At 44.4% G+C, this 13,685-nt stretch carries 19 protein-coding genes; 10 read left to right on the top strand and 9 right to left on the bottom strand.

Annotated elements, in window-relative coordinates:
• Positions 1-6: 6 nt before the first annotated feature.
• From flgC to OCV12_RS03900, 4 genes are all read right to left on the bottom strand, one after another.
• Positions 7-420, bottom strand: coding sequence for a flagellar basal body rod protein FlgC (gene flgC, locus OCV12_RS03915; protein ID WP_017631739.1), 414 nt, complete (start codon positions 418-420; stop codon positions 7-9).
• A 4-nt stretch (positions 421-424) separates the two neighbouring features.
• A complete protein-coding gene (gene flgB / locus OCV12_RS03910) occupies positions 425-820 on the bottom strand; it encodes a flagellar basal body rod protein FlgB (protein ID WP_004736175.1) in 396 nt (131 codons plus the stop codon).
• A 255-nt stretch (positions 821-1,075) separates the two neighbouring features.
• Entirely contained in the window at positions 1,076-1,903 is an 828-nt protein-coding gene (locus tag OCV12_RS03905) for a protein-glutamate O-methyltransferase (protein ID WP_017631740.1), read from the bottom strand.
• A gap of 11 nt (positions 1,904-1,914) precedes the next feature.
• Positions 1,915-2,841, bottom strand: coding sequence for a chemotaxis protein CheV (locus OCV12_RS03900; protein ID WP_017631741.1), 927 nt, complete (start codon positions 2,839-2,841; stop codon positions 1,915-1,917).
• A gap of 77 nt (positions 2,842-2,918) precedes the next feature.
• Between OCV12_RS03900 and flgA the strand changes: the two genes are divergently transcribed.
• From flgA to OCV12_RS03885, 3 genes are all read left to right on the top strand, one after another.
• Positions 2,919-3,665, top strand: a complete 747-nt coding sequence (gene flgA, locus OCV12_RS03895; RefSeq protein ID WP_026084342.1) for a flagellar basal body P-ring formation chaperone FlgA — start codon at positions 2,919-2,921, stop codon at positions 3,663-3,665.
• A 178-nt stretch (positions 3,666-3,843) separates the two neighbouring features.
• Positions 3,844-4,161 (top strand): flagellar biosynthesis anti-sigma factor FlgM, encoded by a 318-nt coding sequence (gene flgM, locus OCV12_RS03890; RefSeq protein WP_017631743.1) that lies wholly within the window; start codon positions 3,844-3,846, stop codon positions 4,159-4,161.
• 62 nt (positions 4,162-4,223) lie between these two features.
• Complete coding sequence (locus OCV12_RS03885; RefSeq protein WP_016784737.1) at positions 4,224-4,649, top strand: flagella synthesis protein FlgN; 426 nt, start codon at positions 4,224-4,226, stop codon at positions 4,647-4,649.
• A 284-nt stretch (positions 4,650-4,933) separates the two neighbouring features.
• Here OCV12_RS03885 and flgP read toward each other — a convergent pair whose 3' ends face one another.
• Together flgP and OCV12_RS03875 are read right to left on the bottom strand one after the other, a co-directional pair.
• Positions 4,934-5,365 (bottom strand): flagellar assembly lipoprotein FlgP, encoded by a 432-nt coding sequence (flgP, locus tag OCV12_RS03880; protein WP_016791311.1) that lies wholly within the window; start codon positions 5,363-5,365, stop codon positions 4,934-4,936.
• A 9-nt stretch (positions 5,366-5,374) separates the two neighbouring features.
• Positions 5,375-6,010, bottom strand: a complete 636-nt coding sequence (locus tag OCV12_RS03875) for a FlgO family outer membrane protein (RefSeq protein ID WP_016791310.1) — start codon at positions 6,008-6,010, stop codon at positions 5,375-5,377.
• A 192-nt stretch (positions 6,011-6,202) separates the two neighbouring features.
• Between OCV12_RS03875 and OCV12_RS03870 the strand changes: the two genes are divergently transcribed.
• Both OCV12_RS03870 and OCV12_RS03865 read left to right on the top strand, forming a co-directional pair.
• Positions 6,203-7,336: a flagellar assembly protein FlgT gene (locus tag OCV12_RS03870; RefSeq protein ID WP_176681822.1), complete on the top strand. Its 1,134-nt coding sequence runs from the start codon at positions 6,203-6,205 to the stop codon at positions 7,334-7,336.
• A 139-nt stretch (positions 7,337-7,475) separates the two neighbouring features.
• Positions 7,476-7,982 (top strand): hypothetical protein, encoded by a 507-nt coding sequence (locus tag OCV12_RS03865; protein ID WP_016791308.1) that lies wholly within the window; start codon positions 7,476-7,478, stop codon positions 7,980-7,982.
• A gap of 125 nt (positions 7,983-8,107) precedes the next feature.
• On the opposite strand, the gene OCV12_RS03860 is transcribed toward OCV12_RS03865, so the two are convergent.
• From OCV12_RS03860 to OCV12_RS03850, 3 genes are read right to left on the bottom strand one after another with little or no spacing between them, the layout of a single operon-like run.
• Positions 8,108-9,349, bottom strand: a complete 1,242-nt coding sequence (locus OCV12_RS03860) for an NAD(P)/FAD-dependent oxidoreductase (RefSeq protein WP_261885396.1) — start codon at positions 9,347-9,349, stop codon at positions 8,108-8,110.
• A 25-nt stretch (positions 9,350-9,374) separates the two neighbouring features.
• The gene (locus OCV12_RS03855; RefSeq protein WP_261885395.1) at positions 9,375-10,448 is read right to left on the bottom strand and encodes a methyltransferase; all 1,074 of its coding nucleotides are present in this window, start codon (positions 10,446-10,448) and stop codon (positions 9,375-9,377) included.
• A gap of 28 nt (positions 10,449-10,476) precedes the next feature.
• The gene (locus tag OCV12_RS03850; protein ID WP_019824137.1) at positions 10,477-10,866 is read right to left on the bottom strand and encodes a hypothetical protein; all 390 of its coding nucleotides are present in this window, start codon (positions 10,864-10,866) and stop codon (positions 10,477-10,479) included.
• Positions 10,867-10,938: 72 nt separating this feature from the next.
• On the opposite strand from OCV12_RS03850, the gene OCV12_RS03845 reads away from it, so the two are divergent.
• The 5 genes from OCV12_RS03845 (at position 10,939) to OCV12_RS03825 (ending at position 13,683) form a co-directional block, all read left to right on the top strand.
• Positions 10,939-11,721, top strand: coding sequence for a beta-ketoacyl synthase chain length factor (locus OCV12_RS03845; RefSeq protein ID WP_261885394.1), 783 nt, complete (start codon positions 10,939-10,941; stop codon positions 11,719-11,721).
• The gene (locus tag OCV12_RS03840) at positions 11,722-12,492 is read left to right on the top strand and encodes a lysophospholipid acyltransferase family protein (protein ID WP_261885393.1); all 771 of its coding nucleotides are present in this window, start codon (positions 11,722-11,724) and stop codon (positions 12,490-12,492) included.
• Between the two features lie 105 nt (positions 12,493-12,597).
• The gene (locus OCV12_RS03835; protein WP_004736154.1) at positions 12,598-12,858 is read left to right on the top strand and encodes a phosphopantetheine-binding protein; all 261 of its coding nucleotides are present in this window, start codon (positions 12,598-12,600) and stop codon (positions 12,856-12,858) included.
• Positions 12,859-12,868: 10 nt separating this feature from the next.
• Positions 12,869-13,126, top strand: coding sequence for an acyl carrier protein (locus tag OCV12_RS03830; RefSeq protein ID WP_004739745.1), 258 nt, complete (start codon positions 12,869-12,871; stop codon positions 13,124-13,126).
• Entirely contained in the window at positions 13,126-13,683 is a 558-nt protein-coding gene (locus OCV12_RS03825) for a COG4648 family protein (protein ID WP_261885392.1), read from the top strand. The genes OCV12_RS03830 and OCV12_RS03825 overlap by 1 nt, the downstream gene beginning before the upstream one ends.
• The last annotated feature ends 2 nt before the right edge of the window (positions 13,684-13,685 follow it).

Below are 13,685 nucleotides of genomic sequence, written 5' to 3'. Positions count from 1 at the left end.
TTATCCTTATTGACCCATCTGCAGCGTACGCAGCAGCATTTGTTTACTTGAGTCAGCAACCTGTACGTTCGTTTGGTACGCACGTGATGCCGAAATCATGTTTGCCATCTCTTCCATAACGTTCACGTTCGGCTTGTAGATGTAGCCTTCGTTGTTCGCTAATGGGTGATCCGGGTTGTACTCCGCGCTTAGCGGCTTATCGCTTTCAACAATACCTAATACTTTCACAGGCACAGTGTGGTCACTGTTGCGTGCTCGATTTAACTCAGCGCCGAACACTGCGTGGCGAGCTTTGTAAGTTTCTTCAGCAGAACTACTTACACTGTCCGCGTTCGCAAGGTTACTCGAGGTCGTATTTAGACGAACAGATTCAGCACTCATCGCAGAACCAGTCACATTGAATACATTAAATAAGCTCATCTAATTATTCCCCTTTAATCGCTTTAGTTAAATTCTTGAACTTACTTCCTAGGAAGTCGAGAGAGGCTTGATGCCTAATTTGGTTTTGCATGAAAAGGTTTCTTTCCAAATCCAAATCAACCGTGTTGCCATCTCCTGTATCAGGTTGTGTAGGAATTCGATACTTCGTTTCCCCGTTCACCGTTGTTGAGGCAGAAATGTGCCGACCATCTGTGCGGCTAAGACCAATGCTTGCCCCAGAACTTGCCGCTTGCAGCGATTTCTTAAAGTCTAATCCCTTTGCCTTATACCCAGGCGTGTTTGCTTGCGCGATATTGGTGGAAAGCACCTCAGCGTTACGCTCACGTACACCAACTGTGTGTTGGTGAATGCCTAAAGCATTGTCAAAAGAAATAGCCATGTAAACCTCAACTCAAGAACTGACTGTTATGAAATAACCAAAGCAATATATATACCAACTTTTAAAACAAAGCGGTCTATCAATACTTTTACAGGTTACTCATGGGTAAACTTGCAATATACAAGCCAAAAAATAGAGTAAATTGGAATGTCACTCTGACTTAAAGATATAGGTTAAGCAGGAAAAAGAAAACCCAGCACTTGGCTGGGTTTTGAAATTAGACAGTAAGGCCGCACCTGATTCTGGTGCCAACCATTACTTTAATTTGTAGATGATGCCTGGATTACAGCGAACCATTTCAAAACGATCCGTTAAGCCTGTTAGTGATTCCGACGCGCCTAATAGCAGGTAACCACCAGGGTTGAGGCTATTGGCCATCTGGTTAAGTACCTTTGACTTCATATCAGGTGAGAAGTAAATCAGCACGTTACGACAAAAGATGATGTCGAACTTGCCTAACAGTGCATAGCTGTCCATCAAGTTTTGAGGACGGAAGTTCACCATGCGCTTTACGTTGTCTTTCACTTTCATACGACCATCGCCCGCATCTTCAAAGAAGGTACGACGACGCTCTGGAGAAAGTCCGCGTCCCAATGCAAGGTTGTCGTACGCGCCCGTGCGGCACATATCCAACATACTTGCTGAGATGTCAGTTGCGGTAATCGATACATTTGGCAGCATACCCGGCTTACGAGCTTGAGTCTCAAGCACCGTCATTGCCATTGAGTATGGTTCTTGGCCTGAAGAACTTGCCGCAGACCAAATCTTAATAGGACGTTTATTTGCCGCTATTTCCGGTAGAAGTTTATCCGCAAGCACAGCAAACGGGTAAGTATCTCGGAACCAAAGTGTCTCGTTCGTCGTCATAGCATCCACTGCTGCCACTCTCAACTCACGGTTTCGACCTGTCACTACATCTCTTAGCAAATCAGATAACGACGCTACATTGAACTTCGTTACTAATGGGCTTAGACGGCTGCGCACTAAGTATTGTTTGCTGTCACCTAATACAATGCCACATTGAGATTCTAAGAAACGGCTGAAATCGCGATACTCTTGATCACTTATTGTTATAGCAGTCATTAATGTCTCTTTTAGTTAGTTAACGCAGCTTTAACCGCTGCACCAAGCTCATCAGGGTTGAATTTCGCGATGAAGGAGTTAGCCCCTACTCGCTCAACCATGGCTTGGTTAAATACACCACTCAATGATGAGTGTAAAATTACGTATAAATCTTTCAATTCTGCGTGACGACGAATCTCAGCAGTCAGCGTGTATCCATCCATTTCTGGCATTTCGATATCTGAAATCACCAATGAAATCTGATCGTAAATACTGCCCTCGGCTGACATCTGCATCAACTTCTCGTAGGCTTCTTTACCATCTTTCACTGAGATAACTTCAAAACCAATCGACTCGATAGCACGTTGAACCTGCTTACGAGCAACCGTCGAATCATCAGCAATCAAGATACGGCGAACCAATTCTTTCTCTTGTTCTACTTCTGCGATTTCTTCAGCAATTTTGCTGTCCATTGTTTCATCAACAGGTGAAATCTCAGCAAGAATCTTTTCAACATCCAGAATTTCGACTAATTCATTATCGATGTTGGTTACCGCTGTCAGGTAGTTGGCTTTACCTGCGCCATCAGGCGGCGGAAGAATAGATTCCCAGTGCATGTTAATAATGCGCTCAACTGAACTTACCAAAAAACCTTGAATGGTTCGGTTAAACTCAGAGATAACCACAAAACACTTTTCAACATCCGTTGTAGGACGGCCACCAATCGCTAAGCTCAAATCAATCACAGAAATCGTTTGGCCACGAATGTGTGCGACACCTTTAACCAGTGGGTTCAAGTTTGGCATCTTCGTCAGCTTAGGGCATTGAAGCACTTCTTTTACTTTAAAAACATTAATGCCGTAACGCTGACGCCCCATTAGGCGAAAGGTTAGTAATTCTAATCGGTTTTGACCGACGAGTTGCGTACGCTGATTCACCGAATCAAGAATACCCGTCATGAGCTCATCTCCATATCAAACTTTTTTGTATAAAAAGTGTTAGTCTACTGCAGGCTACGAACCACCAGAGAAACGGAATGACGTATTATAAAACAAATTTGCCACCTCTTTCCATAGCAATGTGTAGAGCTACTTTTAAAACTGTCGCTAAGTTTATCGGCATTTTATCAATATTGTTTAGTTTTTTTGTGCAAGCTGCGACCCCAGAACAAATTGAGATGATTCAGTCTGCGGCGGAGCAACATATCCTTGATACCGTTGAACAGCCACGAGGCGGCGAACTCTTTGTTAATTCAGCAAATGTTGACTCAAGAATCAAAGCAACAGACTGCCCAATCCCTCTCGAGACAAGTGCCTCAACCACCACCAATACCCGCAGCAGTATTACGGTTTTAGTGCAATGTGTTCCAGATGAGTGGCGAGTTTATGTGCCGGTACGCCTTTCAATGTCAGTGCCGCTTGTAACAACAACTCGAGCACTCGCGAGAGGCGAAATTGTTGGTCAATACGATGTGACAACCGCGATGATTTCTCTTAACAAGTTTCGTCGCCAAGGTTTCACCGCTCCAGAGCAAGTCGTCGGTGCCAAGGTTAAAAAGAACCTAAGACCCGGAGATGTTGTTGAAAGAGGCGATATCTGCGTCGTATGCCGAAATGAGAAGGTTATCATACAGGCTGTAAAAGGTGGCATGACCATTACTACCAAAGGCACAGCACTCACCGATGGTTCGATGGGCGATCAAGTAAGAGTGAAAAATGATAAATCACAGCGTATAATTGAAGGAATTGTTACCAGCATGTCTGAAGTCACGGTTTACTTTTAACTCTTTACTTCTAAATTGACGGTATCGTTAGTAATTTCGCTCTCAACTCTAGCGCTGAAAATCACAGCAGCAGTGTTTGGTCCCTTTTCGACTATTGAGCTAAAAATTGCTAAAGTATTTGAACCCTTGGTCGATATTGACTGTACAGGTTCCCATTTTTGAAGAAAAAGGCTTAACTATGGCAGGCATTGATAATATTCGTTCAGGGCAAACCCTAACGACCACCAACCGATCAGCAGTACGCTCTGATTCTAGTTCTGAGGCATCTCGTTCTGATGTGTCAACTAAATCACCAGCGAGCAAAGATGCGGTTTCTCTAAGCCAACAAGGCAAAGCGATTGGTCAACTCCATCAAGACATGGCAGCACAGCCAAGCTTTGATTCTGTGAAAGTAGCAGCGATCAAAGAAGCAATTGCGAACGGTTCATACACGGTTGATCCAGAAAAATTGGCTGACAACATGATCAAGTTCGAAAACGAATTAAAAGGTCTTTAAGCACTAACCCTTAGATTAAGTGGTTAACTTAAAACACACGAGGTTATTGATAGGTTTACGTTATGGCGGCACTAGCAGACTTAGTTAATTTTCAACTTCAAAATGCCAAAGCCTTATCTGAATTATTAAGTTCAGAGAAAACCGCGATCACGAGCCGACAATCCAATGATATTGAGCGAATCGCCAAAGAAAAAGTGGTTCTTGTCGAACAGCTAAGATCAACCGATCAACGCATCGCTGCCCATACCAATATCTCAGAACTGACCGAGAACCCTGAACTGGCTCAGTTAGTCGCAACCATCAAGTCCATAGTGCACGATTGCCATCAAGCGAACCTGGTTAATGGCGAAGCCTTGAATCGAGCACACCTTAGCTTCAAAAAACTCAGCAATATGATGCAGCAAAGCCACGGTAAAATTGGCATGACCTACAATGCCGGTGGTCAAACGCATACTATTTCTACGCTGGGAACCAACGTAAAAGCCTAGTTAAGTCTCCCTTTTCAGTAATACCCCTTATTAACCTTCTGCTTGTATCTGTATCTGTATCTGTATCTGTATCTGTATCTGTATCTGTATCTCAGCTTATCTACATTTCGAATCCTATCAAACACCTACATATCTGAAAGTACGCCCAAGACAACAAAAACAAAAAGCGGCAAGTATTTTCATATTTGCCGCTTTTACATTCATGCTAGTTATTGGTTGCCGATACGCCATCTGGAAAGCGAGTGGCAGCCAATATCACTGAATATTCAATTCAAACACCGGAACTAGAACAGTGTTTGTTGTCTCTTCTCAGGTACTGCCTGAACTTCACCGTAATTACGGAGCTGATCCATCTTACGGATGTCTAACTGAAGCTCGGTCACGTAGCTATCACCCACTGGGTAACTGCGCACGACTTCTGCACCACGAATAACACCATCAACCGCACCTGACGTACGTTCAGTGCCAAGGCGTTGATCTTCAAGTTCAGCACGGCCACTTACTCGCATGCCGTAAACCTGTTCAGCTAACTCACGATAAGCATCGATCTTAGAGGCTCTCATCGCACGGATGCGTCTCTCTTCGTCGTTACGGCCTTTCTGCTCACTGATACTCGCGTAGCCAACAGCTACTAAAAAATCATCAGGTCTCATGCTCTGCAATGGCTGACAACCAACAAGCAATAAAGCGGCAACAACAAACATTAACTTCTTCATCTCGAACTCCTAAGGGCGAAGAATAACAGTATAAGGCTGGCTGATCGTTGGGTCAGAACGAATGATCACGCCATCTTGAGTTCGAATACTGTTCAGAGTATCGAGGTCACGTCCAATACGGTCAGCAGGCAAGAAGCCTTGTGCAGAAGCCACCACTATACGTGTTTGCATTCCAACCACACGAGCATTCACTAGAACACCGCCTTCTTGACGAAGCATAGTGCCTGTCAGCACGTATTGAACGTCTTGCTCTTGAGCTAAGTCTTTCCAATCACGGCTTAACGCAAAGTCACCTTGGTGAGTCACTTGGATAGAACCCGTCGTTTTAAAATCAACAACCTTGAAGCCGCGACGCTGAAACTGATGAATGAAACCTTCTGATACTGAGTTACCGAGCCAGTTTGTTGTGTCCATGTGTTGTAGGTCAACAAACGAGGTAATCGCAATCGGCGTTCTTGCTGAAATACTCGTATTCGACACGATCAAATCTTCGGTCATACTTTCAACGAAAAAATCCATGGTATGACGAGGGCTGTCCATCAACATAAACTGACTGCCTGAATACTCAGACTTGCCGTTGTAGATTGGCGAATAAGCGCATGAGGTCAATAACATGACACTCACTACTACGAGCCATTTTTTCATTCTCTTATCTCCAGATAGTTTTAGTGCTACCTGTTCCAATATGTTCTCACCATTATTCTTTTCAATGGATTACAATGTTGGAACAGTCTTTGCTTTTCATTAATGGTTCAGATTAAGAAAAACGCACTTAAGTCAGCTTCAAGCTTATAGTTATTTGTTAAGCAATATTTATACCCAACTGGTAACGAATAGATGAAAAAAATAATTTCTTACTTATTTTCAATAAGTTCACTGATAACCATAAGCTTCAGTGCTCATGCCTCTTGGTATGAAGTTACCGGTACAGCAGCCATCGTATCGACAGAAGAAAGCGCAAGGGTCCACGCTCTGGAAGACGCGGTTTACAAGGCTGTTCAGTTCTCAGGCGCTGATATTGGTAGTATCTCCAACCTCACGCCCTATCTAGATTCGAGCAAGAAAGAGTTCCAGTTTACCAACCACGAAGTACGTTACATCTTGGTTGATAAAGAGAGAACACGCGGTGGCAATTTAATGATCACCGCAAGGATCGACATCTACCCTTCGGCAAATGCTTGCCATGAGAGCCAATATAAGAAGACGTTTTTGGTCGGCAATATTGATGTGGCCTCGCCTCAACAAGCCGTGATGGGAAGAATCTATAACATCGGCGATGATTTCAGCCATGTGGTTGACAGGCAGCTAGCGCAAGAGTCTCGCAGTTTCGTTTCTGTCGGTACAACCAATTACGACATCGATAAGCGTCGACCGGAAGTGATCAAGATGATCGCTCAAGACACAGGTGCGCAGTACATCATCGGTGGCGACATTACCGACTTAACGGCGACGATCGAATCTAAGCTTTTGAAAGACGACGTTATCAACCGTCAGTTCGCACTAGAGATGCAAGTGTTTGACGGAAAAACAGGTCATCAAGTTTACAATCGTAGCTATCGTGAAGTGGCAAAATGGCCATTTGCTAAGACCAGTGAAGTCGATACACGCAGCGCGCGCTTCTGGGCATCTACCTACGGCAGCATGATGCTTCGCGTCAGCCGTAATATCATGCTGGACTTGGAATCAGAAGTATCGTGTAAGATCACCCTGCCAGAGGTTGCGGCGGTCTACGGCAATACAGTGACCATTGATTTGGGCCGAATGCATGGTGTTCAACAAGGTGACAAGCTTCAGTTATGGCACACAGGTTCGTTTATCGACCAACGCGGTTTGCCACGCAACAAGGTTTCTCAAAGCGATATCACCCTAACGGTTTCTCGCGTTTATGAAAACGAAGCGGAACTGACGATTGATCAACCAAGCCTTGCGGGAAGCATTCAAATTGGTGATGTGATGCAGAAAATCATGTAGTTAGCGATACGCTCGTCTCAGAGTTTCTAATAAAGCCTTAGCAGTTTTGTTAAGGCTTTATTTTTTTCATGATGATTAGTTTCGGTTTTAACGTATTTGTCGTAACCTTATTAATAACATAATCATCATTTAGCAAACTATGAGCCAGAATAATCTAATTGGTGCTACCGGTTACCGCTTTATCTCGAAAGGTAAAACCGCTTTTAAGATCCACATTCATACACCCGAAGACACTGTGCTACACAGATCTGTCGGCTTTGTTCGTATGGGTGAAGACAAAGCACTGAAGAAAACCATTAAGTTAAGAGATGAGCTGGGCAGAGAGCTTTGGGGTAAGTTTTGGCCTAAAGTCCTCAAAGAGCCCTACTTAATGACGCGCCTGCCTCATAGTTTAGAGCCTAAAATCGTATTCAAACCAAACCCTACGCAGAGTGACCCCGAGCATCGTGATGAGTGCTATATCGCTAAATGGCGTGTGTTCTCTGAGAATGGTGATTACAAATACAAAACTAAGGTGTGTTCGATCAGAAAGCACGGTCGACTGGCCGCGTATAGCCAAACCAAACGCGCACTGCTTGATGCTCACAAAGATGTGATCGATTTGCTCGTTTTTATGGGACGATTGAACAGCATCGACCTAAAGTAGCTTTCACTCGATTGAATTGAATTTCCATACTTTCAGATACAAAAACAGCCGCATTTGCGGCTGTTTTTATTTTTAGGTTAGTCACCTTGGTGCTTGAAGATGTTCTCACACACGGAATAGACCACCTAGCTTCGGCAGATCTCTGCCAGTGTCGTCAATCGGCGTTTTGAGTCTTTCACATAAGGATTGGTTTGATCCCATGCGTAGCCCGCTAAAATAGAGCACACCATTTGTTTAATCTTCGGGTTTGGATCTTGATAGAAAATCACATCCTGCAAGGTACCTGAGTACCACCCTTCAACATACGTTCTAAAGGTGTTTACGCCAACCATCAACGGATCTGCATAATCGCGTTCCCAATCAACCTTCTCACCGTTAAGCTGCTTTTCCACACACTCAACCGCAAACTGTGCCGACTTCATCGCTATCGTCACGCCTGACGAGAATACTGGGTCAAGGAACTCACCCGCATTACCGAGCAGTGCATATTTGTCTGTCGCAAGATGCTTCACGTTAGCAGAATAGCCACCGATTTCACCTGCAGGGTTTGGATACTCAGCGCTTGCCAGTATCTCAGCCAAACCCGGTTCTTCCATTGCCAATTGCTTAATCGCGGCAATCTTGTCTTGTGGGTAGGATTCAAAGAACTTAGGCTCTCCTACCACACCAAATGAAGACACACCGTTGCTGAATGGGATCAACCAATACCAAACATCAGGGTTGGTTGGGTGCACCGAGATCAGAATTTTATTTCGGTCATATTCAAGAGCGGTATCCACCTCTGCAATATGATCGTTGATGTGCGTGAAAATGGCTTTGCGAGGAGGAAGCGATGACGGCTCTTCCAAATCAAGCATTTTCGGTAGTACTCGACCAAAGCCACTGCCATCGAGAACGTATTGAGCTTCTAGCTGATAGCGCTCTCCATCAAGTACTTGAACCTCTAAAATCGTGCTGTTGTCGGTGAAATTAATGCCCATCAACTCATGTTGGTAATCAATAGCGACACCTTGCGCCTCGGCTGTGTCTGCTAACACCTTATCAAAGGCGCCGCGCTGAACCTGAAATGTAGTTCCAGGCCCAGCAGAGAACTTATCTTCAAAATTGAACGCCGTGTACACGCCATTTTTACGAAAAGCTGCGCCATCTTTGTATTGGAAGTTGGCGTTGATTACTGCGTCAGTCATCCCTGCCTGTTCAATCACTTCCATACAAGCGGGTAATAGGCTTTCACCAATAGAAAAACGCGGGAATACGCTCTTTTCAATCACTCGAACATCGATGCCTTTTTTATGAAGCAAAGACGCAGCAATAGACCCTGATGGTCCAGCTCCGATGATCACTACTTGAGTTGACAGTTTTTTCATTAATTTAAGCCATGTTTGTTATTTTTTATTGCACGCCAGCTTTCAGTTCAAGCAATGTATGACCAAGACCGATATCATCGGTACGTGTCACCACTTCAAAGCCAGCCTCTTCAACGATCTCTAAGAAGTCTTCACTGCGGTAAAAACGGCTGTTGCCATTGGCCAAGCACGTAAAGTACAGCGAAGTCGCATTTAAGCTATAAGAAGCCGCATCGTATTTCTGTGCATCCCAGAACAGTTCAAGGATATAGACCGTCGCTTCTTCTGACATATGAGAGCGAACACGCTTTAATATGCTCAGAATCTCCATTGGCGAGAAGCAATCAAGGAATTGGCTCATCCACCACACATCCGCGCCTGTCGGCAACGCTTGCTGTTTGTCGAGCATATTGGCAGGGAATGGCGTCACTCTATCTTGATGACCATGTTGCTTAGCGTTTGCCATTGCCATTTCTAGCTGCTGCGGAAGATCGACAATGGTGACTTCTACGTCTGCATCGTGGTTACAACACTGCATTGCCCATTTACCGGTGTTACCGCCAATATCCACCAGCGATTTAGGTTTCTTGCTAAAGACTTTCTCGAGCAACACAGGGAATGAACGATCGGAATAAAAGTGATCAAACTTGAACCAGCTCTCTTTTGCTTTTTCTGGCAATTGAGATAAGCCCTGATAAATGGTTTCCCAGTCACCCAGCTCTTTTAAGCCCGCAGGTGTGCCTTCTTCAATCGCTTCGGTAAGGTGCATCATCGCGGCGTAACAAACATCAGCAGTGAAATCCATGTTTGCGTTCGTCATACCATCGTGCAGAAGGTAGAAGCCAAGGTTAGCCATTTTGTAGTTAGGCTTTTCCCAAGTCACAATATGAGCACTCAACGCCATATCGAGCAGAACTTTCACTCCGTACTCGGACACTCCGGTTAATTCAGAAAGCGTCTCTGCTGGTAAACCATCACTGCCCGCATCATCTAAGGCTTTTAAAATACCTAAATCACGAAGTGTACGAGCAGTGTGAAAAACAATAGGAGCGAAAGACAATTTTTGAGCTTCTGTTTTTGCTTCTAATGCATTGAATGGATCTAATTTATATTCCGACACGAAAAACCTAACTTTAAATAATAGAGAGTTACTCAGCTGCCATTTGCGCAAGCTTACGTTTAATATCAACGTTTAAGTTATTAACCCAACGGTTGTAATTACGGTGTATTTCACCATCGTCATACTTCAAATTCTCTGATTCAACGTAAAGAATAGAGTAAAACTTGTCGCTATAAGGAATTTCAACCACAGCATGGTGTGAGCGAACATACAGCTCTGCACGGATCAAGCCAGGTTTTATTTCTGAAACCAACCAGCCTCGATTCTCAGCCGACTCATAAATAGCTGATTTCACCTGTTTACTTTGAAGATTAAGTGCAACTGGAGTATCCTCAACATTCATTACAGGTTGGACACGTCCACACCCTGCAAGAACGAATATGAATAACATTGAAACGGCTATTTTTAGTAATTTCATTTAAATTCCTTATCTGTGTTTATTTATAAGCACGCATAGTATTTAGTTAGACCCAAAGCAAATCAATACTCTATGTCAAATCAGTCCCAATTAATGTCGTTTAATATTGAGAAATGGTCTGCAAATTCTGCCGGCCTCAATTCCGATGCCGAATGGCAAGCGTGGAGCACTCATTTAGATTGGCCACAAGATGGCTCAACTGAATTCAAAGCGATCCCTCCTATGATGCGCCGCCGAATGAGCCTGCAAAGCAAGCTTGCCGTCCAAACCGCATTAACGCTATTAAAAAACACCTCGATTGATTATCTGGTTTTTGCTAGCCGACACGGTGAACTGCACCGAACCGCCACCTTGATTCAGTCGATATTGGAAGGTGACGATGCCTCGCCAATGGCCTTCTCACAGTCGGTACATAATACCGCAGCCGGGCTAACCACCATTGCCGCAAAAGCGCCGATTCCATTGACCTCTATTGCAGCAGGGCAAGATACTTTCCATAACGCTCTGATTGAAGCCTATCTTTACCTGCACCAATACCCGTCGCATCGTGTGTTAATTATCGATTTCGACCAACCTCTGCCTGAGCTCTACCAAGAGTTCGAAACTCAAAGTTATGCCGACTATGCGCTGGGCTTAGTGCTCACCTCTGGCAATGACTACTCGGTATCAAGAGCCGCATCGACATCAAGAAACGTATCGTTATCAAAAGCCGTAACCAGCGAAAACTCAGTAGCTGAATTGCCTCAGGGCCTGCAAGCACTGCAGAACATCCTTCAGAGCTCACAGAGCTGGACAGTAGCAGGCAAACGCCAAGATTGGACTTGGGTAAATAACGCAAAAGCCGGAGCCGTATAAATGAGCAAGGTCGACCAATATTGGCGAGTATTCGCGACAGGCCTCTGCTTTACCATCTTCGGATTAGGAGGCTTAGTGCTGAGCTTCTTGATCTTGCCATCGATCGCCCTCATCACGTCAGACACCATTCAACGAGAGCTTAAGGCTCAGCGATTGATTCGTTTTTCATTCAATGCGTTCTGCCAGATCATGAAATTCACTGGCGCGATTGATTACCGAATTGATGGTGCGGAACTACTGCGTGAAGATCGCAACTGCATCATCGTCGCCAACCACCCAAGCTTGATTGACTATGTACTGATCGCCTCTCAACTTCCACAGTGTGATTGTCTCGTTAAAGCAGCCATTTGGGAAAACCCATTTATGAAGAGGATCGTCAAAGCCGCTGGTTATATTCCTAACCAAGCACCTGACGATCTTTTAGAGCGTTGTGACGAACGTTTTTCTCGTGGAAACGTTCTGCTTGTTTTTCCTGAGGGAACTCGCACAACGCCCGGAATTGAACCATCCTTACAACGTGGTGCAGCGCAAATCGCGACTCGAACACAAACTGATTTACGCGTGATTCACATTACGGTTTCTCCGACATTCTTAACGAAAGAAAAAAAATGGTATCAAGTTCCTGCTACGAAACCCTTTTTTCATGTCGCGGTGAAAGGTAAAATAGAAGTCGCACCATTTATTGAGAATTCGAATAATTTAACTTCGGCAGCAAGACGCCTTAATCATCATCTTGCACACACTATTTTCCCTTCCGAAGAAAACATTTAGTTCCTCAATATAACAGCAGGCGATATCAGCATTTCGAAAATACCTCGCATAATGTAGAATCGCCCCCTTAAAGCAGCATTTAGATAAAGCATTAAGTAGGCCAAAGTGGAAACATTACACAACGAACTGAAACAACTGATCATCGACGCATTGAACCTTGAAGATATGAGCATCGATGAGATTGAAACGGAAGCTCCACTATTTGGTGATGGACTTGGATTAGATTCTATCGATGCGCTAGAGCTTGGTCTTGCTATCAAGAAAAAGTACAACATTGTTATCGATGCCGACGACTCAAACACTCGCCAGCATTTTGCATCGGTTGAAAACCTAGCGAACTACATCTCATCTCAAACGAACAACTAGACAGATCTTTATGACACAAGCGAACCAACAAGAAGTATACAACCAGGTTAAAGATGCGCTTATCGAGCTGTTCGAGCTTGACGCTGAAGATATCACGCCTGAAGCTCATCTCTATCTTGATCTAGACCTAGACAGCATTGATGCGGTTGATTTGGTCGTTCACCTACAGAACGTAACAGGTAAGAAGATCAAGCCTGAAGAGTTCAAAGCAGTACGCACCGTTAATGACGTTGTAGAGTCTGTGGTTGAACTATTGAAGGACGCATAATGCGTCCTCTGCTGACTTTACTGTCGGCAATCATACTTTTCACTTATCCAATAGCGGTTTACTTTGGACTCAACAAGTTTGGCCTACAAACCGTTGGTATCGCCTTGGCCGCTATCTTTGCTGTCCGTATTTTCACCGGTGGTCAGGCTAAAATCAAAGAGCTAAAACACCTAGCTTGGATCAGTGGAAGTGCCGGTATTGTTCTGCTGGCCTTAGGCTTAGCCTTTAAGCAACATGGCTGGCTAACCTATTATCCCGTTATCGTTAATGTTTGTATGCTGGTCGTATTCGCTTCAAGTCTATGGCAACCACAAACGATTATCGAGCGCCTTGCTCGCCTTCAAGAGCCCGAACTTCCGCAAAGTGGCGTTGATTACACGCGAAAAGTCACCAAAGTTTGGTGCTTGTTCTTTGTTATCAATGGCTCTATCGCCCTTTACACCTGCTTCCAACCTCTTGAAATATGGACCCTATACAATGGCTTACTCAGCTATTTGTTTGCTGGGTTACTCTTTGCAGGAGAGTGGGTAGTAAGACAGCGCATTCGTCAGAGTTAAAT

The sequence above is a fragment of the Vibrio pomeroyi genome (genome assembly GCF_024347595.1).
Classification (GTDB): domain Bacteria; phylum Pseudomonadota; class Gammaproteobacteria; order Enterobacterales; family Vibrionaceae; genus Vibrio; species Vibrio pomeroyi.
The sequence above is the reverse complement of the archived record's forward strand: the minus strand, read 5'-3'. Positions and strand labels throughout refer to the sequence as shown.

What these genes read in the sequence shown, in the direction of transcription:
- flgC (WP_017631739.1), bottom strand. Translation starts at nt 420, where the DNA reads ATGAGCTTATTTAATGTATTCAATGTGACTGGTTCTGCGATGAGTGCT.
- flgB (WP_004736175.1), bottom strand. Translation starts at nt 820, where the DNA reads ATGGCTATTTCTTTTGACAATGCTTTAGGCATTCACCAACACACAGTT.
- OCV12_RS03905 (WP_017631740.1), bottom strand. Translation starts at nt 1,903, where the DNA reads ATGACTGCTATAACAATAAGTGATCAAGAGTATCGCGATTTCAGCCGT.
- OCV12_RS03900 (WP_017631741.1), bottom strand. Translation starts at nt 2,841, where the DNA reads ATGACGGGTATTCTTGATTCGGTGAATCAGCGTACGCAACTCGTCGGT.
- flgA (WP_026084342.1), top strand. Translation starts at nt 2,919, where the DNA reads ATGACGTATTATAAAACAAATTTGCCACCTCTTTCCATAGCAATGTGT.
- flgM (WP_017631743.1), top strand. Translation starts at nt 3,844, where the DNA reads ATGGCAGGCATTGATAATATTCGTTCAGGGCAAACCCTAACGACCACC.
- OCV12_RS03885 (WP_016784737.1), top strand. Translation starts at nt 4,224, where the DNA reads ATGGCGGCACTAGCAGACTTAGTTAATTTTCAACTTCAAAATGCCAAA.
- flgP (WP_016791311.1), bottom strand. Translation starts at nt 5,365, where the DNA reads ATGAAGAAGTTAATGTTTGTTGTTGCCGCTTTATTGCTTGTTGGTTGT.
- OCV12_RS03875 (WP_016791310.1), bottom strand. Translation starts at nt 6,010, where the DNA reads ATGAAAAAATGGCTCGTAGTAGTGAGTGTCATGTTATTGACCTCATGC.
- OCV12_RS03870 (WP_176681822.1), top strand. Translation starts at nt 6,203, where the DNA reads ATGAAAAAAATAATTTCTTACTTATTTTCAATAAGTTCACTGATAACC.
- OCV12_RS03865 (WP_016791308.1), top strand. Translation starts at nt 7,476, where the DNA reads ATGAGCCAGAATAATCTAATTGGTGCTACCGGTTACCGCTTTATCTCG.
- OCV12_RS03860 (WP_261885396.1), bottom strand. Translation starts at nt 9,349, where the DNA reads ATGAAAAAACTGTCAACTCAAGTAGTGATCATCGGAGCTGGACCATCA.
- OCV12_RS03850 (WP_019824137.1), bottom strand. Translation starts at nt 10,866, where the DNA reads ATGAAATTACTAAAAATAGCCGTTTCAATGTTATTCATATTCGTTCTT.
- OCV12_RS03845 (WP_261885394.1), top strand. Translation starts at nt 10,939, where the DNA reads ATGTCAAATCAGTCCCAATTAATGTCGTTTAATATTGAGAAATGGTCT.
- OCV12_RS03840 (WP_261885393.1), top strand. Translation starts at nt 11,722, where the DNA reads ATGAGCAAGGTCGACCAATATTGGCGAGTATTCGCGACAGGCCTCTGC.
- OCV12_RS03830 (WP_004739745.1), top strand. Translation starts at nt 12,869, where the DNA reads ATGACACAAGCGAACCAACAAGAAGTATACAACCAGGTTAAAGATGCG.
- OCV12_RS03825 (WP_261885392.1), top strand. Translation starts at nt 13,126, where the DNA reads ATGCGTCCTCTGCTGACTTTACTGTCGGCAATCATACTTTTCACTTAT.